The organism is Nocardiopsis sp. iso_40 (assembly GCF_056173285.1).
Genome location: NZ_CM149666.1, coordinates 869,580 through 886,671 on the forward strand (window position 1 = coordinate 869,580; position 17,092 = coordinate 886,671).

10 protein-coding genes and 1 pseudogene are annotated in these 17,092 nt (G+C 71.7%); 9 read left to right on the plus strand and 2 right to left on the minus strand.

Annotation, left to right across the window (positions count from 1 at the left end):
* Positions 1–9: 9 nt before the first annotated feature.
* Positions 10–1,263 (minus strand): RNA-guided endonuclease InsQ/TnpB family protein, encoded by a 1,254-nt coding sequence (locus AC0VYD_RS03815; RefSeq protein WP_475478615.1) that lies wholly within the window; start codon positions 1,261–1,263, stop codon positions 10–12.
* Positions 1,264–1,433: 170 nt separating this feature from the next.
* Between AC0VYD_RS03815 and AC0VYD_RS03820 the strand changes: the two are divergent.
* The 4 genes and pseudogenes from AC0VYD_RS03820 (at position 1,434) to guaA (ending at position 9,565) form a co-directional block, all read left to right on the plus strand.
* Positions 1,434–3,972: pseudogene (locus tag AC0VYD_RS03820) on the plus strand (polynucleotide kinase-phosphatase).
* 276 nt (positions 3,973–4,248) lie between these two features.
* The gene (locus AC0VYD_RS03825) at positions 4,249–6,687 is read left to right on the plus strand and encodes an endonuclease/exonuclease/phosphatase family protein (protein ID WP_475478616.1); all 2,439 of its coding nucleotides are present in this window, start codon (positions 4,249–4,251) and stop codon (positions 6,685–6,687) included.
* A gap of 163 nt (positions 6,688–6,850) precedes the next feature.
* Positions 6,851–7,864, plus strand: a complete 1,014-nt coding sequence (galE, locus tag AC0VYD_RS03830) for a UDP-glucose 4-epimerase GalE (RefSeq protein WP_475478617.1) — start codon at positions 6,851–6,853, stop codon at positions 7,862–7,864.
* Between the two features lie 120 nt (positions 7,865–7,984).
* On the plus strand, positions 7,985–9,565 hold the full coding sequence (gene guaA / locus AC0VYD_RS03835) for a glutamine-hydrolyzing GMP synthase (protein ID WP_475478618.1): 1,581 nt from the start codon (positions 7,985–7,987) through the stop codon (positions 9,563–9,565).
* Positions 9,566–9,647: 82 nt separating this feature from the next.
* On the opposite strand, the gene AC0VYD_RS03840 is transcribed toward guaA, so the two are convergent.
* Entirely contained in the window at positions 9,648–11,513 is a 1,866-nt protein-coding gene (locus AC0VYD_RS03840; RefSeq protein ID WP_475478619.1) for a serine/threonine-protein kinase, read from the minus strand.
* Positions 11,514–11,772: 259 nt separating this feature from the next.
* On the opposite strand from AC0VYD_RS03840, the gene AC0VYD_RS03845 reads away from it, so the two are divergent.
* From AC0VYD_RS03845 to AC0VYD_RS03865, 5 genes are all read left to right on the plus strand, one after another.
* Complete coding sequence (locus AC0VYD_RS03845) at positions 11,773–12,723, plus strand: 4-(cytidine 5'-diphospho)-2-C-methyl-D-erythritol kinase (protein WP_475478620.1); 951 nt, start codon at positions 11,773–11,775, stop codon at positions 12,721–12,723.
* A 96-nt stretch (positions 12,724–12,819) separates the two neighbouring features.
* Complete coding sequence (locus tag AC0VYD_RS03850) at positions 12,820–13,530, plus strand: thiamine pyrophosphate-dependent enzyme (protein ID WP_475478621.1); 711 nt, start codon at positions 12,820–12,822, stop codon at positions 13,528–13,530.
* A gap of 12 nt (positions 13,531–13,542) precedes the next feature.
* Positions 13,543–14,442: a transketolase family protein gene (locus AC0VYD_RS03855; RefSeq protein WP_475478622.1), complete on the plus strand. Its 900-nt coding sequence runs from the start codon at positions 13,543–13,545 to the stop codon at positions 14,440–14,442.
* A gap of 175 nt (positions 14,443–14,617) precedes the next feature.
* On the plus strand, positions 14,618–16,399 hold the full coding sequence (locus AC0VYD_RS03860; RefSeq protein WP_475478623.1) for an ABC-F family ATP-binding cassette domain-containing protein: 1,782 nt from the start codon (positions 14,618–14,620) through the stop codon (positions 16,397–16,399).
* A 117-nt stretch (positions 16,400–16,516) separates the two neighbouring features.
* Entirely contained in the window at positions 16,517–17,011 is a 495-nt protein-coding gene (locus tag AC0VYD_RS03865) for a glutathione peroxidase (protein ID WP_191268628.1), read from the plus strand.
* Positions 17,012–17,092: the final 81 nt, after the last annotated feature.

Sequence of the window (17,092 nt, forward strand, 5' to 3'; positions counted from 1 at the left end):
GCATGAACCCTAGGGCTCGACCCTCACGGGCCCGGTTTCCTGCTTCGTCGCCGACTGCGGAAGGGAGGACCCTTGCCGACTCACACCAGCTCCCCAGGCCTCACCCGAGTGTTCTCGGGCTGCGACTCGACCAGCCGCAAGGATGTTCTTCGCCGCGTTGACGTCCCGATCGTGTCGGGTGCGGCAGGCAGGACACCTCCAGAACCGGGTGCCCAGGGAAAGCTCGGCCAGCAGATGCCCGCAGTACGAGCACGTCTTGCTGCTGGGGAACCACCGATCGACCACGACCAGGGTACGGCCGTACCGTGCGGCCTTGTACTCCACCTGTCGGCGGAACTCCCCAAAACCGGCATCGAGCACCGACCGGTTGAGCCCGGCCTTCTGGCGCACGTTCCTGCCGGGCTCGTCCACGGTGCCGCGTGCGGATGCGGTCATGCCCCGCACGTTGAGGTCCTCGATCGCGATCACCTCACACTCGCGCACGATGCGTGTGGAGACCTTGTGCAGGAAATCTTGCCGTGCGTGGCGGACCTTGCGGTGCGCCACGGCGACCTTGCGCTTGGCTTTGCGACGGTTGTTGGAGCCGCGCTGTGTGCGGGCCATGCGCCGCTGGTACCGGGCCAGATTCGCAGCTTTACGCTCCAGGTGGCGGGGGTTGGGAACCTTCTCACCCGTGGACAACGTGGCGAAGTCCTTCACCCCCAGGTCGATACCGACCTCACCACCGGTCTGCGGCGCGGGCTCGGGATCAGCGGCCTCCACAGCGAAGGTCACGTAGAAGCGGCCGTCCGGCTCACGCGAGAGGACCACCGTGGTCGGGTCCAACGCAGCCAGGTCCACACCCTCGAACGACCACGCCAGCCGCAGAGCCCTGGTGTGCTTGGCCAGGAACAGGTCGCCGTTGTTGATGCGAAACGCCGACCGGGTGTAGTGCGCCGTCTGGCGGCCGTTGCGGGACTTGAACCTCGGGTGGCGGGCGCGCTTGGCGAAGAAGTTCGCGAACGCCGTGTGCTGGTGGCGCAGGGTCTGCTGCAACGGCACGGAGGAGACCTGGGACAGGAACGCCAGGTCCTCGGTCTTCTTCCACCCGGTCAGGGCGGCGTCGGTGGCCTTGTAGGAGGTCTTCTCGCCGCGCTGGTGGTAGGCGGCGTGCCGCTCGGCGAGGGTCTTGTTCCACACCAGGCGCACGCATCCGAACGTGCGGCCCAGTTGGGCCGCTTGTTCGGGGTCCGGGTAGGCCCGGCACTTGTACGCCGTCCGCATACAACAAAGCATGCACCAAGGAGGAGTATGAGTAAGGCAAAACAGCAGAGTGCAGGCGGGCTATCCCGGATCCCTCCCCGCAGTGAACGACGGGGCATCCTCCGGGAGGTCCTGTGAACGAGTCGAACGACGAGGCCGCCAGCGAGCCCCGAGTGCTCCGCGTGCCCCGGATGGGGCTCGTCCTGCTGGTCGGGGTCTCCGGGTCGGGCAAGTCCACCTTCGCCGCCAGGCACTTCGAACCCACCCAGGTGATCGGCTCCGACTTCTGCCGGGGCATGGTCAGCGACGACGAGAACGACCAGACCGCGACCTCCGACGCCTTCGCACTGCTCGGCACCATCGTGGACATCCGGCTGCGGCGCGGGCTGCTCACCGTCGTGGACGCCACCAACGTCCAGCGCGGGGCGCGTGAGCACCTGATCCGTATCGCCAAGGACAACAACGTCCTCACCACCGCGATCGTGCTCGACGTGCCCGAGGCACTGGCCCGCGAACGCAACCGCGTCCGCCCCGACCGCGACTTCGGCGACCACGTCATCCGCCGCCAGCGGCGCGACCTCACCGGCGGGATCAAGCGGATGGCCCGCGAGGGCGTGCGCAGGGTGTACGTCCTCAGGGGGCAGGAGGAGATCGACGCCGTCCGCATCGAGCTGGAACGCCCCTGGCCGGACCGCACCGAGCTCACCGGGCCCTTCGACATCGTCGGTGACGTCCACGGCTGCCGCTCCGAACTGGAGTCCCTGCTGGCGGAGCTCGGCTACGAACTGCGCCGCGACGGCGAGGGCCGCCCGGTCGGGGCCCGGCACCCGCGGGGCCGCACGGCCGTGTTCGTCGGCGACCTCGTGGACCGGGGGCCGGACAGCCCCGGGGTGCTGCGCCTGGTCATGGGCATGGTCGCCGACGGCGACGCCCTCTGCGTGCCCGGAAACCACGAGAACAAGCTGGTCCGGTACCTCAGGACCGGCAAGGGCCGACTGACCCACGGTCTGGCCGAGACCGTGGAACAGCTGGGCCGGGAGAGCGAGGAGTTCCGCGCACGGGTGCTGGACTTCTGCGACGGCCTCGTCAGCCACCTGCTGCTGGACGGCGGCAGGCTGGTGGTGGCGCACGCCGGGCTGAAGGAGGAGTACCACGGCCGCGCCTCGGGCCGGGTGCGCTCCTTCGCCCTGTACGGCGAGACCACCGGCGAGACCGACGAGTTCGGCCTCCCCGTCCGGCTGCCCTGGGCCCGCGACTACCGTGGCGGGGCGATGGTGGTCTACGGGCACGTACCCACGAACAAGGCCGAGTGGCTCAACCGGACCATCTGCCTGGACACCGGCTGCGTGTTCGGCGGGAAGCTCACCGCGCTGCGCTACCCCGAACGGGAGATCGTGGACGTGGACGCCGAGCGCACCTGGTACGAGCCGGTCCGGCCGCTGGTGGAGAACCCGCCGGAGCGGGACGGCAGGGGCGCCGGCCAGGTCATCGACATCAACGACGTCGGGTTGGGCGACCAGGGGTCCGGGCTGTTCGTCGAGACCGCCCACGGCACCGTGCGCGCCGACGCCGAGAGCACCATGGCCGCGCTGGAGGTGATGAGCCGCTTCGCGGTGGACCCCCGGTGGCTGGTGTACCTGCCGCCGACCATGGCCCCCGCACCGACCGCCGCCGCCCCCGGGCTGCTGGAACACCCCGACGAGGCATTCGCCTCCTACCGGGGCTCCGGCGTCGGGCAGGTGATCTGCGAGGAGAAGCACATGGGCTCGCGCGCGGTCGCCGTGCTGTGCCGTGACGAGACCGCCGCCGAACGGCGCTTCGTCCCGGGTGAGCTCGGCACCGTCCACACCCGCACCGGACGCCCCTTCTTCAGGGACCCCGCGGTCCAGGCCGAGGTGGTCCGCAGGCTGCGGCAGGCGGTCACCGACGCCGACCTGTGGGACAGGCTCGGCACGGACTGGGTGGCCCTGGACGGCGAGATGCTGCCCTGGTCGGCCAAGGCGCGTTCGCTCATCCGCGAGCAGTACGCGTCCGTGGGTGCCGCCGCCCGGGCCTCGCTGCCCGCCGCCTCGGCCGCCCTGGCCGCGGCGGCCGAGCGGGGCGTGGACGTCGGGGGGGCTGGCGGAGACCATCGCGCGCCGCACCGAGCAGACGGAGGCGTTCAGCGCGGTCTACCGCCGTTACTCCTGGGAGACCGAGGGCGCGGACGGGCTGCGCTACGCCCCGTTCATGCTGCTGGCCTCCGAGGGCCGGGAGTACGGCGAGGCCGACCACCTCTGGCACATGGGGGTGGCCGAACAGCTGGCCGGGACCGGCGGGATGGTGGTGTCCACCCGCTACCGGGTGGTGGACACCACGGACCCGGACGCCTGCGCGGCCGCGGCCGCCTGGTGGCGGGAGATGGTCGACCACGGCGGCGAGGGCATGGTGGTCAAGCCGCTGCTCGGTGCCCGGGCCAAGGGCCGCAAGGGTCTGGCCCAGCCGGGGCTGAAGGTCCGCGGACCGGAGTACCTGCGGATCGTCTACGGGCCGGACTACACCGACCCGGAGCGGATCGCGGTGCTCAAGGACCGCAAGCTCGGCCGCAAGAGCGGGCTGGCCATGCGCGAGCACAAGCTCGGGCTGGAGGCCCTGACCCGCCGGGCCGCGGGCGAGCCCCTGTGGCGGGTGCACGAGCCGGTCTTCGCGGTCCTGGCCCTGGAGACCGAGCCGGTGGACCCGAGGCTGTGACCGTGCGGGACCGACGGGCGGGGCGCCTCGTGCGCCCCGCCCCGTCCGGGGCGGGCAGCGGGCCCGGCGGTTGGACCGGTCCGGACCGGTGACGCGGACGCCCGACCCCGGGAGTCCGGGGTTTGGAGGATCACACCGAAACCAGAGCTCTCGGTTGTCGTGTGATCACAACAATCGGACACCGGGTCGCCTTCTTTTCACGTCGTCTCTTTCGGGCGGACATCCGCGAGCGCCATGATGTGGCCGCACCAGACCCCCGGAGAAATCGGAGCAGGCGTGTCCCCAACCCCCTCCAGACCCACAACCCGCGCCTCGGCGGCTGTCGCGGCGGCGGCCCTGGCCGCGGGCCTGCTCGCCCCGGTGCCCGCCCTGGCCGCGGCCGACGGCCCGGTCATCAGCGAGGTGTACGGCGGCGGTGGCAACAGCGGAGCCGAGCTGCGGCACGACTTCGTCGAGCTGGGCAACCCCACCGACACGGCCGTCGACCTGTCCGGGTGGAGCGTGCAGTACCTCCCGGCACGGCCCGGCGACGCCACCCGGGTCCAGGTCACCCCGCTCGACGGAAGTATCCCCGCGGACGGGCACCACCTGGTCCGGCAGTCGGCGGGCAGGGGCGGCACCACCGAACTGCCCGAACCCGACGACACCGGAAACACCAACATGTCGGCCACCGCCGGGGCCGTCCTCCTGGTGGAGGGCACCGACCCCGTCGAGTGCCGCGCCGCTGCGACCTGCGCCGAGGACGGAAGCATCATCGACGTGGTGGGCTACGGCGGCGCCGTGGTGCACGCCACCTCGCCCGCCGCGGGAACCAGCAACACCACCTCGGCCTCCCGGGACTCCGCCTTCACCGACACCGGGAACAACTCCGCCGACTTCACCGTGGCGGAACCGAACCCCGTCAACAGTGCGGGCGAGACGGTCGGGGACCCCGGCGGCGGCGACCCCGGGGACCCGGTCGAACCCGGTGACCTGGCCGTCCACGACATCCAGGGGACCGGCCGGACCTCGCCCCACGTGGGTGAGGAGGTCTCCGGCCTGTCCGGCGTGGTCACCGCGGTCAACGCCTTCGGCAGCGCCCAGGGCTTCTGGTTCCAGGCCCCCGAGGGCGACGGCGACCCCCGCACCAGCGAGGCGCTGTTCGTCTTCACCGGCTCCACCACCCCCGACGTCGCGGTCGGCGACGAGGTCCTGGTCGCCGGACGGGTCAGCGAGTACCGCCCCCAGAGCGGGGCCCAGAGCATCACCCAGCTCGACCGGGCCCGGTGGACCACCGTCTCCCGTGGCAACGACCTGCCCGAGTCGGTCCTGCTCGACGCCGACGCCGTCCCCGAGGCCTACGCCCCGGACCACGGCGGCGACATCACGGATCTGGAGCTGCGTCCCGACGAGTACGCACTGGACTTCTGGGAGGCCCACGAACACATGCGCGTCCGGGTGGAGGACGCCCCGGTCGTCGGCGCCACCGACGGCTACGACGCCCTGTGGGTGACCACCCGGCCCGACGAGAACCCCACGGCCAACGGGGGCGCCCGCTACGGCTCCTACGCGGAGCCCAACAGCGGCCGGGTGAAGATCGAGTCCCTCCTGGACCGGGACGTGCGCCCGTTCCCGAACGCGAACGTCGGCGACACCCTCGCCGGGGTCACCGAGGGCCCGGTCTACTACAGCCGGTTCGGCGGCTACCTGGTCCGCGCCACCACCCTGGGCGAGCACGTGCCCGGCGACCTGGAGCGCACCCCGGTCCGGGAGACCGCGCGGCACGAGATCAGCGTCGCCACGTACAACGTCGAGAACCTCGGCGGCGCGGACGACCAGGCCGACTTCGACGCCCTGGCCGAGGGCTTCGTGGACTACCTGGGCTCACCCGACATCGTCGGGCTGGAGGAGATCCAGGACAACAGCAGCGCGAGTGACGACGGCACCGTGGACGCCGACGTGACCCTGGACCGCCTCACCGGGGCCATCGCGGCCGCGGGCGGGCCCGACTACGAGTGGCGCCAGATCAGCCCCGAGGACAAGCGGGACGGCGGCCAGCCGGGCGGCAACATCCGCAACGCCTTCCTCTTCAACCCGGACCGGGTCCGCTACGTCGACGCGGCGGGCGGCGACGCCACCACCCCCGTCGAGGTCCTGGAGGGCGAGCGCGGCGCCGAGCTGTCCGTCTCACCGGGCCGGATCGCCCCGCAGGACGAGGCCTGGGAGTCCAGCCGCAAGCCGCTGGTCGGCCACTTCCGCGCGCTCAACCGCGACGTGTACGTGGTCACCAACCACTTCAACTCCAAGGGCGGCGACCAGGCCCTGCACGGCGTCAACCAGCCGCCGGAGCGGGTCAGCGAGACCCAGCGCCACGCGCAGGCCGCCCTGGTCCGCGAGTTCGCCGACGATCTCCTCGCGGTGGACCCCGAGGCCAACCTGGTGGTGATGGGGGACCTGAACGACTTCCAGTTCTCCACCACCCTGGACATCCTCACCGGGGACGGCGCGCTCACCAACCCGATGGTGGACCTGTTGGAGCCGCAGGAGCGGTACAACTACGTCTACGACGGCAACTCCCAGGCGCTCGACCACATCCTGGTCAACGGCGCCCTGGCCGGGCGGGTCGACTACGAGGTCGCCCGGATCAACTCCGAGTTCCACGACCAGGTCAGCGACCACGACCCGCAGGTGCTGCGGATCGACACCCGGCGCAGCACCTCGCCCGGACGGGGCTGAGCCCCAGGGCCGGGAGCCGAATCCCGACCAACCGTGACGGGGCGGGCATCGCGACGGTGTCCGCCCCCTCACGTGTCCGGGACACCCTCCCGGAGCCCCCGGACGGCTCGGCGGCTGCCCCTATCCTGGGGGGGTCCGCACAGCCCTCTCCCAGGGAAAATCGATGAACGTACTGCTCACCGGCGGCGCCGGGTACATCGGCACGCACACCGCCGTCGAACTGCTCCAGGCCGGGCACGAGGTCGTGGTGGTCGACTCCCTGGTCAACAGCCACAAGGAGGCCCTGCGCAGGGTGGAGCGGATCACCGGTCGCACGCTCACCTTCCACCGGGCGGACTGCACCGAACCCGAGGCGATGCGCGCGGTGTTCGACCGGCACGACATCGACGCGGTCATCCACCTGGCCGGGCTCAAGGCGGTGGGCGAGTCCGTCCAGCAGCCCCTGCGCTACTACCGCAACAACCTCAACGCGCTCCTGACCCTGTGCGAGACCATGGACGCCGCCGGGGTGCGCGACCTCGTCCTCAGCTCCTCGGCCACCGTCTACGGCGACCCCGACCGGATGCCCATCACCGAGGACACCCGGCTCTCGGCCACCAACCCCTACGGCAGCAGCAAGCTGTTCTCCGAGCAGATCCTGGACGACCTGGCCACCTCCGACCCGCGGTGGAACATCATCTCGCTGCGCTACTTCAACCCGATCGGAGCTCACGCCAGCGGCCTGATCGGGGAGGACCCCCAGGGCGTCCCGAACAACCTCTTCCCCTACATCGCGCAGGTGGCCTCCGGGCGCCGCGAGCGGCTGAGCGTGTTCGGTGACGACTACGACACCCCCGACGGCACCGGCGTGCGCGACTACCTGCACGTCGTGGACCTCGCCAACGGCCACCTGGCCGCCGTGGACCACCTGGCCGACGCCCCCGGACACCGGGTGTACAACCTCGGCACCGGACAGGGCACCTCGGTCATGGAGGGCCTGCGCGCCTTCGAGCGCGCCACCGGGTCGCCCATCCCGTACGAGGTGGTCGGCCGCCGCCCCGGCGACATCGCCGTCTGCTACGCCGACCCCTCCGCCGCCGCTCGCGACCTGGGCTGGAAGGCCGTACTCACCATCGACGACGCCTGCCGGGACAGCTGGCGCTGGCAGTCCGCCAACCCCGGCGGATTCGCGGGCTGATCCGGCCCCGCCGCCCGGCCGGATCCGCGTGCCGGGCGGCACCTCCGCCGGTGCGCCCCGGCCTCGGACAACGCCCTAGACTGGACGGACATCCCATTTTTCTGCGGAAGGTCCTCCGTCGTGTCCGTTGGTGCTGACAGCACGTTCGACACCGTCCTCGTCGTCGACTTCGGTGCGCAGTACGCGCAGCTGATCGCACGGCGGGTCCGGGAATGCCACGTGCACAGCGAGATCGTGCCCTCGACCATGCCCGTCGAGGAGATGCTCGCCAAGAAACCCAAGGCCATCATCCTCTCCGGCGGCCCCTCCTCGGTGTACGCCGAGGGCGCCCCGAGCGTGGGGCCCGAGCTCTTCGAGACCGGGGTTCCGACCTTCGGTATCTGCTACGGCTTCCAGGCCATGACGCGCGCCCTGGGCGGGGTCGTGGACAGGACCGACCTGAGCGAGTTCGGCCGCACCGAACTGTCCGCCGAGGTCGACTCCGTGCTGTTCGAGGGCCTGCCCGAGGGGCTGAGCGTGTGGATGTCGCACGGGGACTCCGTGGTCCGGGCCCCCGAGGGCTTCAGGAGTACCGCCAGCACCGACGGCGCCCCGGTCGCCGCCTTCGAGGACACCGACCGCCGCCTGTTCGGCGTGCAGTTCCACCCCGAGGTGATGCACACCGAGCACGGCCAAGACCTGATGCGCCGCTTCCTCTACGAGGGCGCCGGGTGCCGTCCCACCTGGACGATGGTGAACATCGTCGAGGAGCAGCTGGAGCGCATCCGCGGGCAGATCGGCGACAAGCGGGTCATCTGCGGTCTCAGCGGCGGTGTGGACTCCGCCGTGGCCGGGGCCCTGGTGCAGCGCGCCGTGGGCGACCAGCTCACGTGTGTGTTCGTCGACCACGGGCTGCTCCGCAAGGGCGAGGCCGAGCAGGTCGAGAAGGACTTCGTCGCGATCACCGGCGCCAAGCTGAAGGTGGTCGACGCCGAGGAGCGCTTCCTGTCCGCGCTGGCCGGGGTGAGCGACCCCGAGGAGAAGCGCAAGATCATCGGCCGTGAGTTCATCCGGGTCTTCGAGCAGGCGGCCCGCGAGGTCGTCTCCGAGGCCGGCGAGGGCGGCGCCGAGGTCGAGTTCCTGGTGCAGGGCACCCTGTACCCGGACGTCGTCGAGTCCGGCGGGGGCACCGGCACCGCGAACATCAAGTCGCACCACAACGTGGGCGGGCTGCCCGACGACCTCCAGTTCACCCTGGTGGAGCCGTTGCGCGAGCTGTTCAAGGACGAGGTGCGCAAGGTCGGCGAGGAGTTGGGCCTGCCGCCCGAGATGGTGTGGCGCCAGCCCTTCCCCGGCCCCGGCCTGGGCATCCGGATCATCGGGGAGGTGAACCGGGAGCGCCTGGAGATCCTGCGCGAGGCCGACGCGATCGCCCGTGAGGAGCTCACCCGCGCCGGGCTGGACCGTGACATCTGGCAGTGCCCGGTCGTGCTGCTCGCCGACGTGCGTTCGGTGGGTGTGCAGGGCGACGGCCGCACCTACGGTCACCCCGTGGTGCTGCGTCCGGTCAGCAGCGAGGACGCGATGACCGCCGACTGGTCACGGGTGCCCTACGACGTGCTCGCCCGTATCTCCAACCGGATCACCAACGAGGTGCGCGAGATCAACCGGGTGACGCTGGACGTGACCAGCAAGCCCCCGGGCACCATCGAGTGGGAGTAACCCTCCCCAGGACATGAGCGGGGCCCGGCACACACGGTGTGCCGGGCCCCGCCGCCGTTTCGGGAGCCGCTGTCCCTTGGGGTCAGTCCCTGGTCGGGAAGACGTCGATCCGGGTGGGCTCGGTGTCCGGGGCGTGGGTGAGGGCCAGTATCTCGGGCTCCTCGTCGATCCGGACACTGAACACCAGCTCGCCCTGGGCCTCCTCGCCGGAGGGGACGGCCGACCACAGCTCGGCCTTCTCCTCGGTCGCGGTCGGGGTGTCCGCGGTGACCCATCGGTTGTTGTCGGTCACCAGCTGCTGTTCCCGCGAGCTGAACACGACGGCGGTGTCGCCGAGGTTCTCCAGGACCAGGTCGGCCATGCAGTACAGGCCGTTGTCGATGTTCGAGCGGCCCGGCAGGTTGTCGACGCAGCGGAAGTCGTTGACGCGGTACCGCACCGCGCCGTCCTCGGAGACCGCGGTGCCGTCCTGGCCGGTGGGCTCGGGGACCGTGGGCTCCGCGTCACCGAGGTCGTCGTCGGGCAGGGTCGGCCCGGGGGCGGAGTCGCCGGTCTCCTCCTGCTGGGTTCCACCGCTCTCGGAGGCCATGCCCCTGACGACGAAGGCGATCAGCAGGACGAGGGCCATGACGAGGCCGACGGCGCCCAGGAACAGGCCCCAGTAGAGCCCGTTCCGCCTGCCGGGGGCGGCGGGCCGGTGCGGCGGCGGCGGGACCGGCGGCACGTACGGCTGGGGTCCCCGCTGCTGCTCGGCGGGGGGCGGCACCATCGGGATGGGGCCGGTGGCCGCGGGGTGCTGTGCGGGCGGCGGGCCGGGTGGCGGACGGCGCTGCTGGCCGTGGCCGCCCGGCGGCGGACCGGGCGGGTGCCCGGCCGCGGGGTGGCCCGGGGGCGGTCCCTGCTGGGAACGGGCGAAGTTGCCGGTCTGGTGGGCGGGGGGCGGCATCTGCGGCGGGGCCTGGTAGGGGCCGGGGACCGGATGGCGCATCCCGGTCATGGTCTGGTGCGCCGGGTGCTGCATGCCGGGCGGCGGCCCGGGCGGCATCGGGGGCAGGTTGGGCCGCCACGACTGGTGCAGGGCGTGGGAGACCATGTCGTTGGGGTTGGTGGTGTCCTCGCCGCCGGCGAGTTCCAGGAGCAGGTCCTGGGCGGTGGGCCGGCGGCCCGGTTCCTTGGCCAGGGCCCGGGTCACCAGGCGGTCCAGCGGGCTGTCGAGGTTGCCGATCTGCGGTTCGGCGAACAGGACCCGTTTGCCGAGCGTCATCGCGTCGCCGTTGCCGAAGGGGTGCGTGCCGTTGCCGGCGAAGGCCACCAGGCAGCCCCAGGCGAAGATGTCCGCCGAGGTGGTGACCTGCTCCTCCAGCAGTTGTTCGGGCGCCATCCAGCCGGGGCTGCCCATGACGATGCCGGTCTGGGTGTGGTTGGTCGCGGTGTTCATCGCACGCGCGATACCGAAGTCGATCACCCGGGGGCCGGACAGCGACAGCAGTACGTTGGCGGGCTTGAGGTCGCGGTGGACCAGCCCGGTGCGGTGGATGGCCGCGAGCGCGGCGGCCACGCCCAGGGCGAAGCCGTGCAGCGTGGAGGAGTCCAGGGGACCGTTCTCCGCTATGTGCTCGGCCAGTGCGGTGCCCGCGATGTACTCGGTGACCATGTAGGGACGGTTCTCGAACGTCCCGTGGTCGAGCACCTTGGCGGTGCAGAAGGAGGCGACCTTGCGGGCGTTCTCCATCTCGTCGCGAAAGCGCGCCCTGGTCTGCTCGTCGAAGGCGAGCTCAGGGCGGATGACCTTGATGGCTACCTGGTTGTTCTTCTCCGGCGTGCTGCCCAGGTAGACGGTTCCCATGCCGCCACTACCCAGCTTCCCGGACAGCACGTAGGGACCGATGGTGGCCGGATCTCCGGCGGCCAGCGGTTCCAGGTTCTTCGGGAGCCCATCCGACGGCAAGCGACCCTCCCCGACGGTGTCCAAACTCCGCCTTGCCCCAAGGTAGCGGTGTTTGTGCCCTGATTCCCACTCACGGGCCGGATCGGGCCGTTCGGGGGTCGGGCGGTAACTGACATGACAGTGGTGACGAATCCCGGACCGCCGGGTCCCGCCCTCCTCGGCGCCGGTGTCCGCGCCGGTGGGATGCGGTGAACACGGCGGACCCCGTGCGGGGGTGTGTGTTCACGCAAGGTGGGGGTTCCTTTACGATTGGGGACTCGTGACCGTTAATACCACCGTAACCGTGCGGGTACCCGCGAAGGTGAACCTCCAGTTGGCGGTGGGGCCCAGACGCGAGGACGGATTCCACGCCCTCGTCAACGTGTTCCACGCCGTCTCGCTGTTCGACGAGGTTACCGTCAAGGCGGCGCCGCCGCGTCAGTCGCGTGCCCTCGCCGAGTTGACCGCCGCCGGCCAGTCGGAGTCGCACCTGGCCAGAGTGCCGCTGGACGGGAGCAACCTGGCTGCCCGTGCCGCGACCCTGTTGGCCGAGGAGACGGGGGCCGGTTCCCCCGTCGACATCCACATCGACAAGCGCATCCCGGTGGCCGGGGGCATGGCCGGAGGCAGCGCGGACGCCGCGGCCGCCCTGGTGGCCTGTGACCGCCTGTGGGGCTGTGGCCTGCCCCGGGAACGCCTCCTCGAACTCGCCGCCCGGCTGGGGAGTGACGTGGCCTTCGGCCTGGTCGGGGACACGGCGGTGGGTACCGGGCGCGGTGAGCTCCTGGAGCCCCTGGCGAGTCCGGGGCGGTTCCGCTGGGTCTTCGCGCTCTCCACCCGCGGTCTGTCCACGGCCGACGTCTTCGGCGAGTACGACCGCCTGCGTCCGGACGCCCCCGAGCCGCGCCTGGACGCCGCCCTGGAGGAGGCCCTGGCCGGCGGCGGGGCCCGGGCCCTGGGTCGCGCCCTGAGCAACGACCTCCAGCCCGCCGCGCTGTCCCTGCTGCCCGAGCTCGAGCGGACCCTGGAGGCGGGGCGCTCGGCCGGAGCCCTCGGGGCCCTGGTGTCCGGTTCCGGGCCCACCTGCGCGTTCCTGGTCGGCGGCGGGGACGAGGACCCGGCCGAGGTCGCCGGGCGCGAGGCCGGGGTGGTGGCCGCCCTGCGGTCGACGGGACTGTGCGAGCAGGTGGTTCCGGCGGACGGGGACGTCCCCGGCAGCACCGTTCTGTGAGTGCGGTGCTGTGAGTTAAATCACCCCTGATTTCTCTGTCGTGGAAGGGCCTCCGCCAGTTGACCTCAACCTTGGTTGAGGAAGAACACTGGCGGTATGACGACCGCAGCCACCTTCTCCAGGTACGCCGACCTTCCGGCGCTCATCGGGCTCATGGAGGGCGACGAGAAGCACCACGGGGCTTCCGCGTCCACCCTCGACGTGCTCTGGGTGCTCTACGACCGTGTCCTCGACGTCACCCCCGACACCGCCGAGGACCCGGCCCGGGACCGCTTCCTGCTCTCCAAGGGGCACGGCCCGGCCGCCTTCTACGCCGTACTCGCCGCCAAGGGCTTCCTCGACGTGCCCACCCTGCGCGGCTGGACCGCCTTCGACTCCCCGCTCGGCCACCACCCCGACCGCGTCCTGGTCCCCGGGGCGGAGATCGGCAGCGGCTCCCTGGGCCACGGGCTGCCCCTGGGCCTGGGCACCGCCCTGGGGCTGCGCGCCCGGGGCGTCCGCAGGGCGGACCGCACCGAACCCCGTGTGGTGGTCCTCGTCGGCGACGGGGAACTCGACGAGGGCAGCAACCACGAGGCCATCGCCGCCGCGGGCCGCCTGGGCGCGGACAACCTGACCGTCGTGGTCGTCGACAACGCCTCCGCGGAGCACGGTTGGCCCGGAGGGGTCGGGCGCCGCTTCGAGGTCGAGGGGTGGGCGGTCCGTGAGGTGAACGGGCGCGACCACGACGCACTCGACGAGGCCTTCACCCGTACCCGCGACGGACGGCCGCTGGCCGTCGTCGCCCGCGTCCGCAACGGAAGCTGAGGAGCACCGGCCATGCGTGAGACCTTCGCCGCCACCGTCAACCGGGCCCTGGAACAGGACCCCCGCACCGCACTCGTCCTCGCCGTCATCTCCTCCGGTATGTTCCGGCGCTCGGCCGCGAGGTACCCGGACCGCGTCATCGACCTGGGTATCCGGGAACAGGCCATGATCGGGGTCGCCGGAGGACTGGCGCTCACCGGGATGCGGCCCGTCGTGCACAGCTACGCGCCCTTCCTCGTCGAGCGCCCCTTCGAACAGATCAAGCTCGACCTCGGCCACCAGGACGCGGGTGCGGTGCTGGTGAGCATCGGCGGCTCCTACGACGCCGCCGCGGCGGGGCGCACGCACCAGTCGCCCGGCGACATCGCCCTGCTGGACACCCTGCCCGGATGGACGGTCCGCGTCCCCGGCCACCCCGACGAGGTCTCCGAGGCCCTGGAACTGGACATCCCGGGGGACCACCGCGCCTACCTGCGGCTGTCCGGCACCTCGAACCGGGCGGCCCTGCCGGTCGGCCCCCGCCTGCACGTCCTGCGCACGGGCTCGCCCCGATCCGCCGGGGTGGTGGTCGCGGTCGGCCCGATGCTGGACCGGGTGCTGGAGGCCACCGCCGGCCTCGACGTCACCGTCGCCTACACCTCCACGGTGCGCCCCTTCGACCGGGAGGGGCTCAGCACCCTGGCCGCCGCCGCGGGCAACGCCGACGTGCTCCTGGTCGAGCCCTACCTGCGGGGGACCTCCGCCCACGAGGTCTCCGAGGCCCTGGCCGACCGGCGCCACCGCCAGCTGAGCCTGGGCGTGCCCAGGGACACCGAACTGCGCGCCTACGGCACCCCGGCCGAGCACGCCAGGGCGCACGGTCTGGACGCAGAGGGAATCGCCAAGGCCGCCAGGGACTTCTTCCTGGTGTAGGCCTTTTCCATCAGGCCTGACGCCCAGAACCCGCCCGGGGCCGTGCGTGGTGCGGACCCGGGCGTTCCCCTGCGTCCGCCCGCCCCGCGTCCGCCCGCCCGGTGCCCGGCCGTGCGGGCTGTGCGCGCGGCCGTGTGTTCCGCGCACTGGGGCGCTGACGCCACAATGGAGAGCGATGACAAATCTGGTCAACCTTCAGGACGTGTCCCTGGCCTACGGGCCGCTCGTACTCCTCGACAAGGTGTCCCTTGGCGTGGACGAGGGCGAACGCATCGGTGTCGTGGGCCGCAACGGTGGTGGTAAGTCCACGATGATCTCCGTGCTGTCCGGATTCACCACGCCCGACTCCGGCCGGGTCGTGCACAACCGCGGGCTGCGGGTCGGTTTCCTGCACCAGCGCGACGACTTCCCGGACAGCACCGTCGGCGAGTTCGTGCTGGGCGACCGGGCCGAACACGAGTGGGCCGGCGACCCGCGCATCCGCGACATCCTGAAGGGCCTCCTCGGGGGCTGGGACCTGGACCTGCCCATGTCCGGCCTGTCCGGCGGCGAGCGCCGCCGCTCGGGGCTGGCGCGCCTGCTGGTCGGCGACCACGACCTCATCGTCCTGGACGAGCCCACCAACCACCTCGACATCGAGGGCATCGCCTGGCTCGCCCAGCACCTGCGCGGCCGTCCCGAGGCGCTCGTGGTCGTCACACACGACCGCTGGTTCCTGGACGCGGTGACCAACCGGACCTGGGAGGTCGGGCGCGGCGCCGTCGAACGCTACGAGGGCGGGTACGCCGCCTACGTGCTGGCCAAGGCCGAACGCGACCGCCAGGCCGCGGCCGAGGAGGACCGCCGCCAGAACCTCATGCGCAAGGAACTGGCCTGGCTGCGCCGTGGGGCGCCCGCGCGCACCTCCAAGCCCAAGTTCCGGATCGAGGCGGCCAACCAGCTCATCGCGAACGAGCCGCCGCCCCGTGACTCCGTGGAGCTCGTCCGCTTCGCCAGCTCGCGGCTGGGCAAGACCGTCATCGACCTGAAGAAGGTCTCGGTCGCCATCCCCGAGCGCACCCTGCTGGACGAGCTCACCTGGCAGCTGGGCCCGGGCGACCGGGTCGGGCTGGTCGGAGTGAACGGCGCGGGCAAGTCCACCCTGCTGAAGATCCTCGCCGAGGAGCGCGAACCCGACTCGGGCACCGTGCGCACCGGCCGGACCGTCAAGCTGGCGCACCTGTCGCAGAACATCGCCGAGCTGGACCCCGCCATGCGTCCGCTCCAGGCCGTGATGGACGTGCGGGAGCACATCACCATCGGCAAGCGGGACTACACCGCCAGCCAGATGCTGGAGAAGTTCGGTTTCCGGGGCGACCGGCAGTGGACGCCGATCGGCGACCTGTCCGGCGGTGAGCGGCGCCGTCTGCAGCTGCTGCGCCTGCTCATGGACGAGCCGAACGTGCTGCTGCTGGACGAGCCCACCAACGACCTCGACATCGAGACCCTCACCGAGCTGGAGGACCTGCTCGACGGCTGGCCCGGCTCCCTGGTGCTGGTCAGCCACGACCGGTACTTCCTGGAGCGGATCACCGACCGGGTGCTCGCGCTCATGGGCGACGGTTCGCTGGCGTTCCTGCCCGGCGGGGTCGAGGAGTACCTGGACCGCCGCGCGGCCACCGCCGACGAGGTCACCGTGCCGCTGGGGGCCTCGGAGACGGCCGCCGCCCAGAGCCCGGCCGAGCAGCCCGCGGTCTCCCAGGCGGAGCGCCGCGCCGCGCAGAAGGAGATGCAGCGCGTTGAGCGCCGGATGGACAAGATCGCCAGGCGCGAGGCCCAGCTGCACGAGCAGATGGCCGCCGCGGCCGAGGACTACACCAAGCTCGCCGAGCTCGACGCCGAGGCCAAGACCCTCACCGCCGAGAAGGACGAGCTGGAGATGGTCTGGCTGGAGCAGGCCGAGCTGATCGGCGACTGAACGGTTTCCTTCGGGGCGTGCCTGCCACGGGCGGCTGCCCGGGCTCCTGTGCCCGGTCGGCCGCCCGTAGTCTGCTCACAGGGCGCGTAGCACTGTTCCGAACGTAGAGGAGACCCCATGGCCGACCTGGACCAGATCCCGGTGACCCTGATCGACGGCCGCGAGACCACCTTCGGTGAGTGGTCCGGGAAGGTGCGGCTGGTGGTGAACGTCGCCTCCCGTTGCGGCCTCACCCCGCAGTACGGCGCGCTGGAGGACCTCCAGAAGCGCTACGCCGACCGCGGGTTCACCGTGCTGGGCTTCCCCAGCAACCAGTTCCTCCAGGAGTTCGGCGGTGAGGACAAGATCGCCGAGTACTGCTCGATGACCTGGGGGGTCACCTTCCCGATGATGAGCAAGGCGAAGCTCAACGGGAAGGGCCAGCACCCGCTCTACGCCGAGCTCACCCAGGTCCCGGACGCGGAGGGCAAGGCGGGGAAGGTGAAGTGGAACTTCGAGAAGTTCCTGGTGCTGCCGGACAACACCGTCCACCGTTTCCGCCCGGCCACGGTTCCCGACGCCCCTGAGATCGTCGAGCTCATCGAGAAGCACCTCCCCGAGTCCGCTGCCTGAGTTCTCAGGGCCGGAGCGTCCGGGCGAAGTGCAGGCCCCGGGGGTCAGGACCCCGGGGCCTTGCTGTGTGAAGAGCCCGGT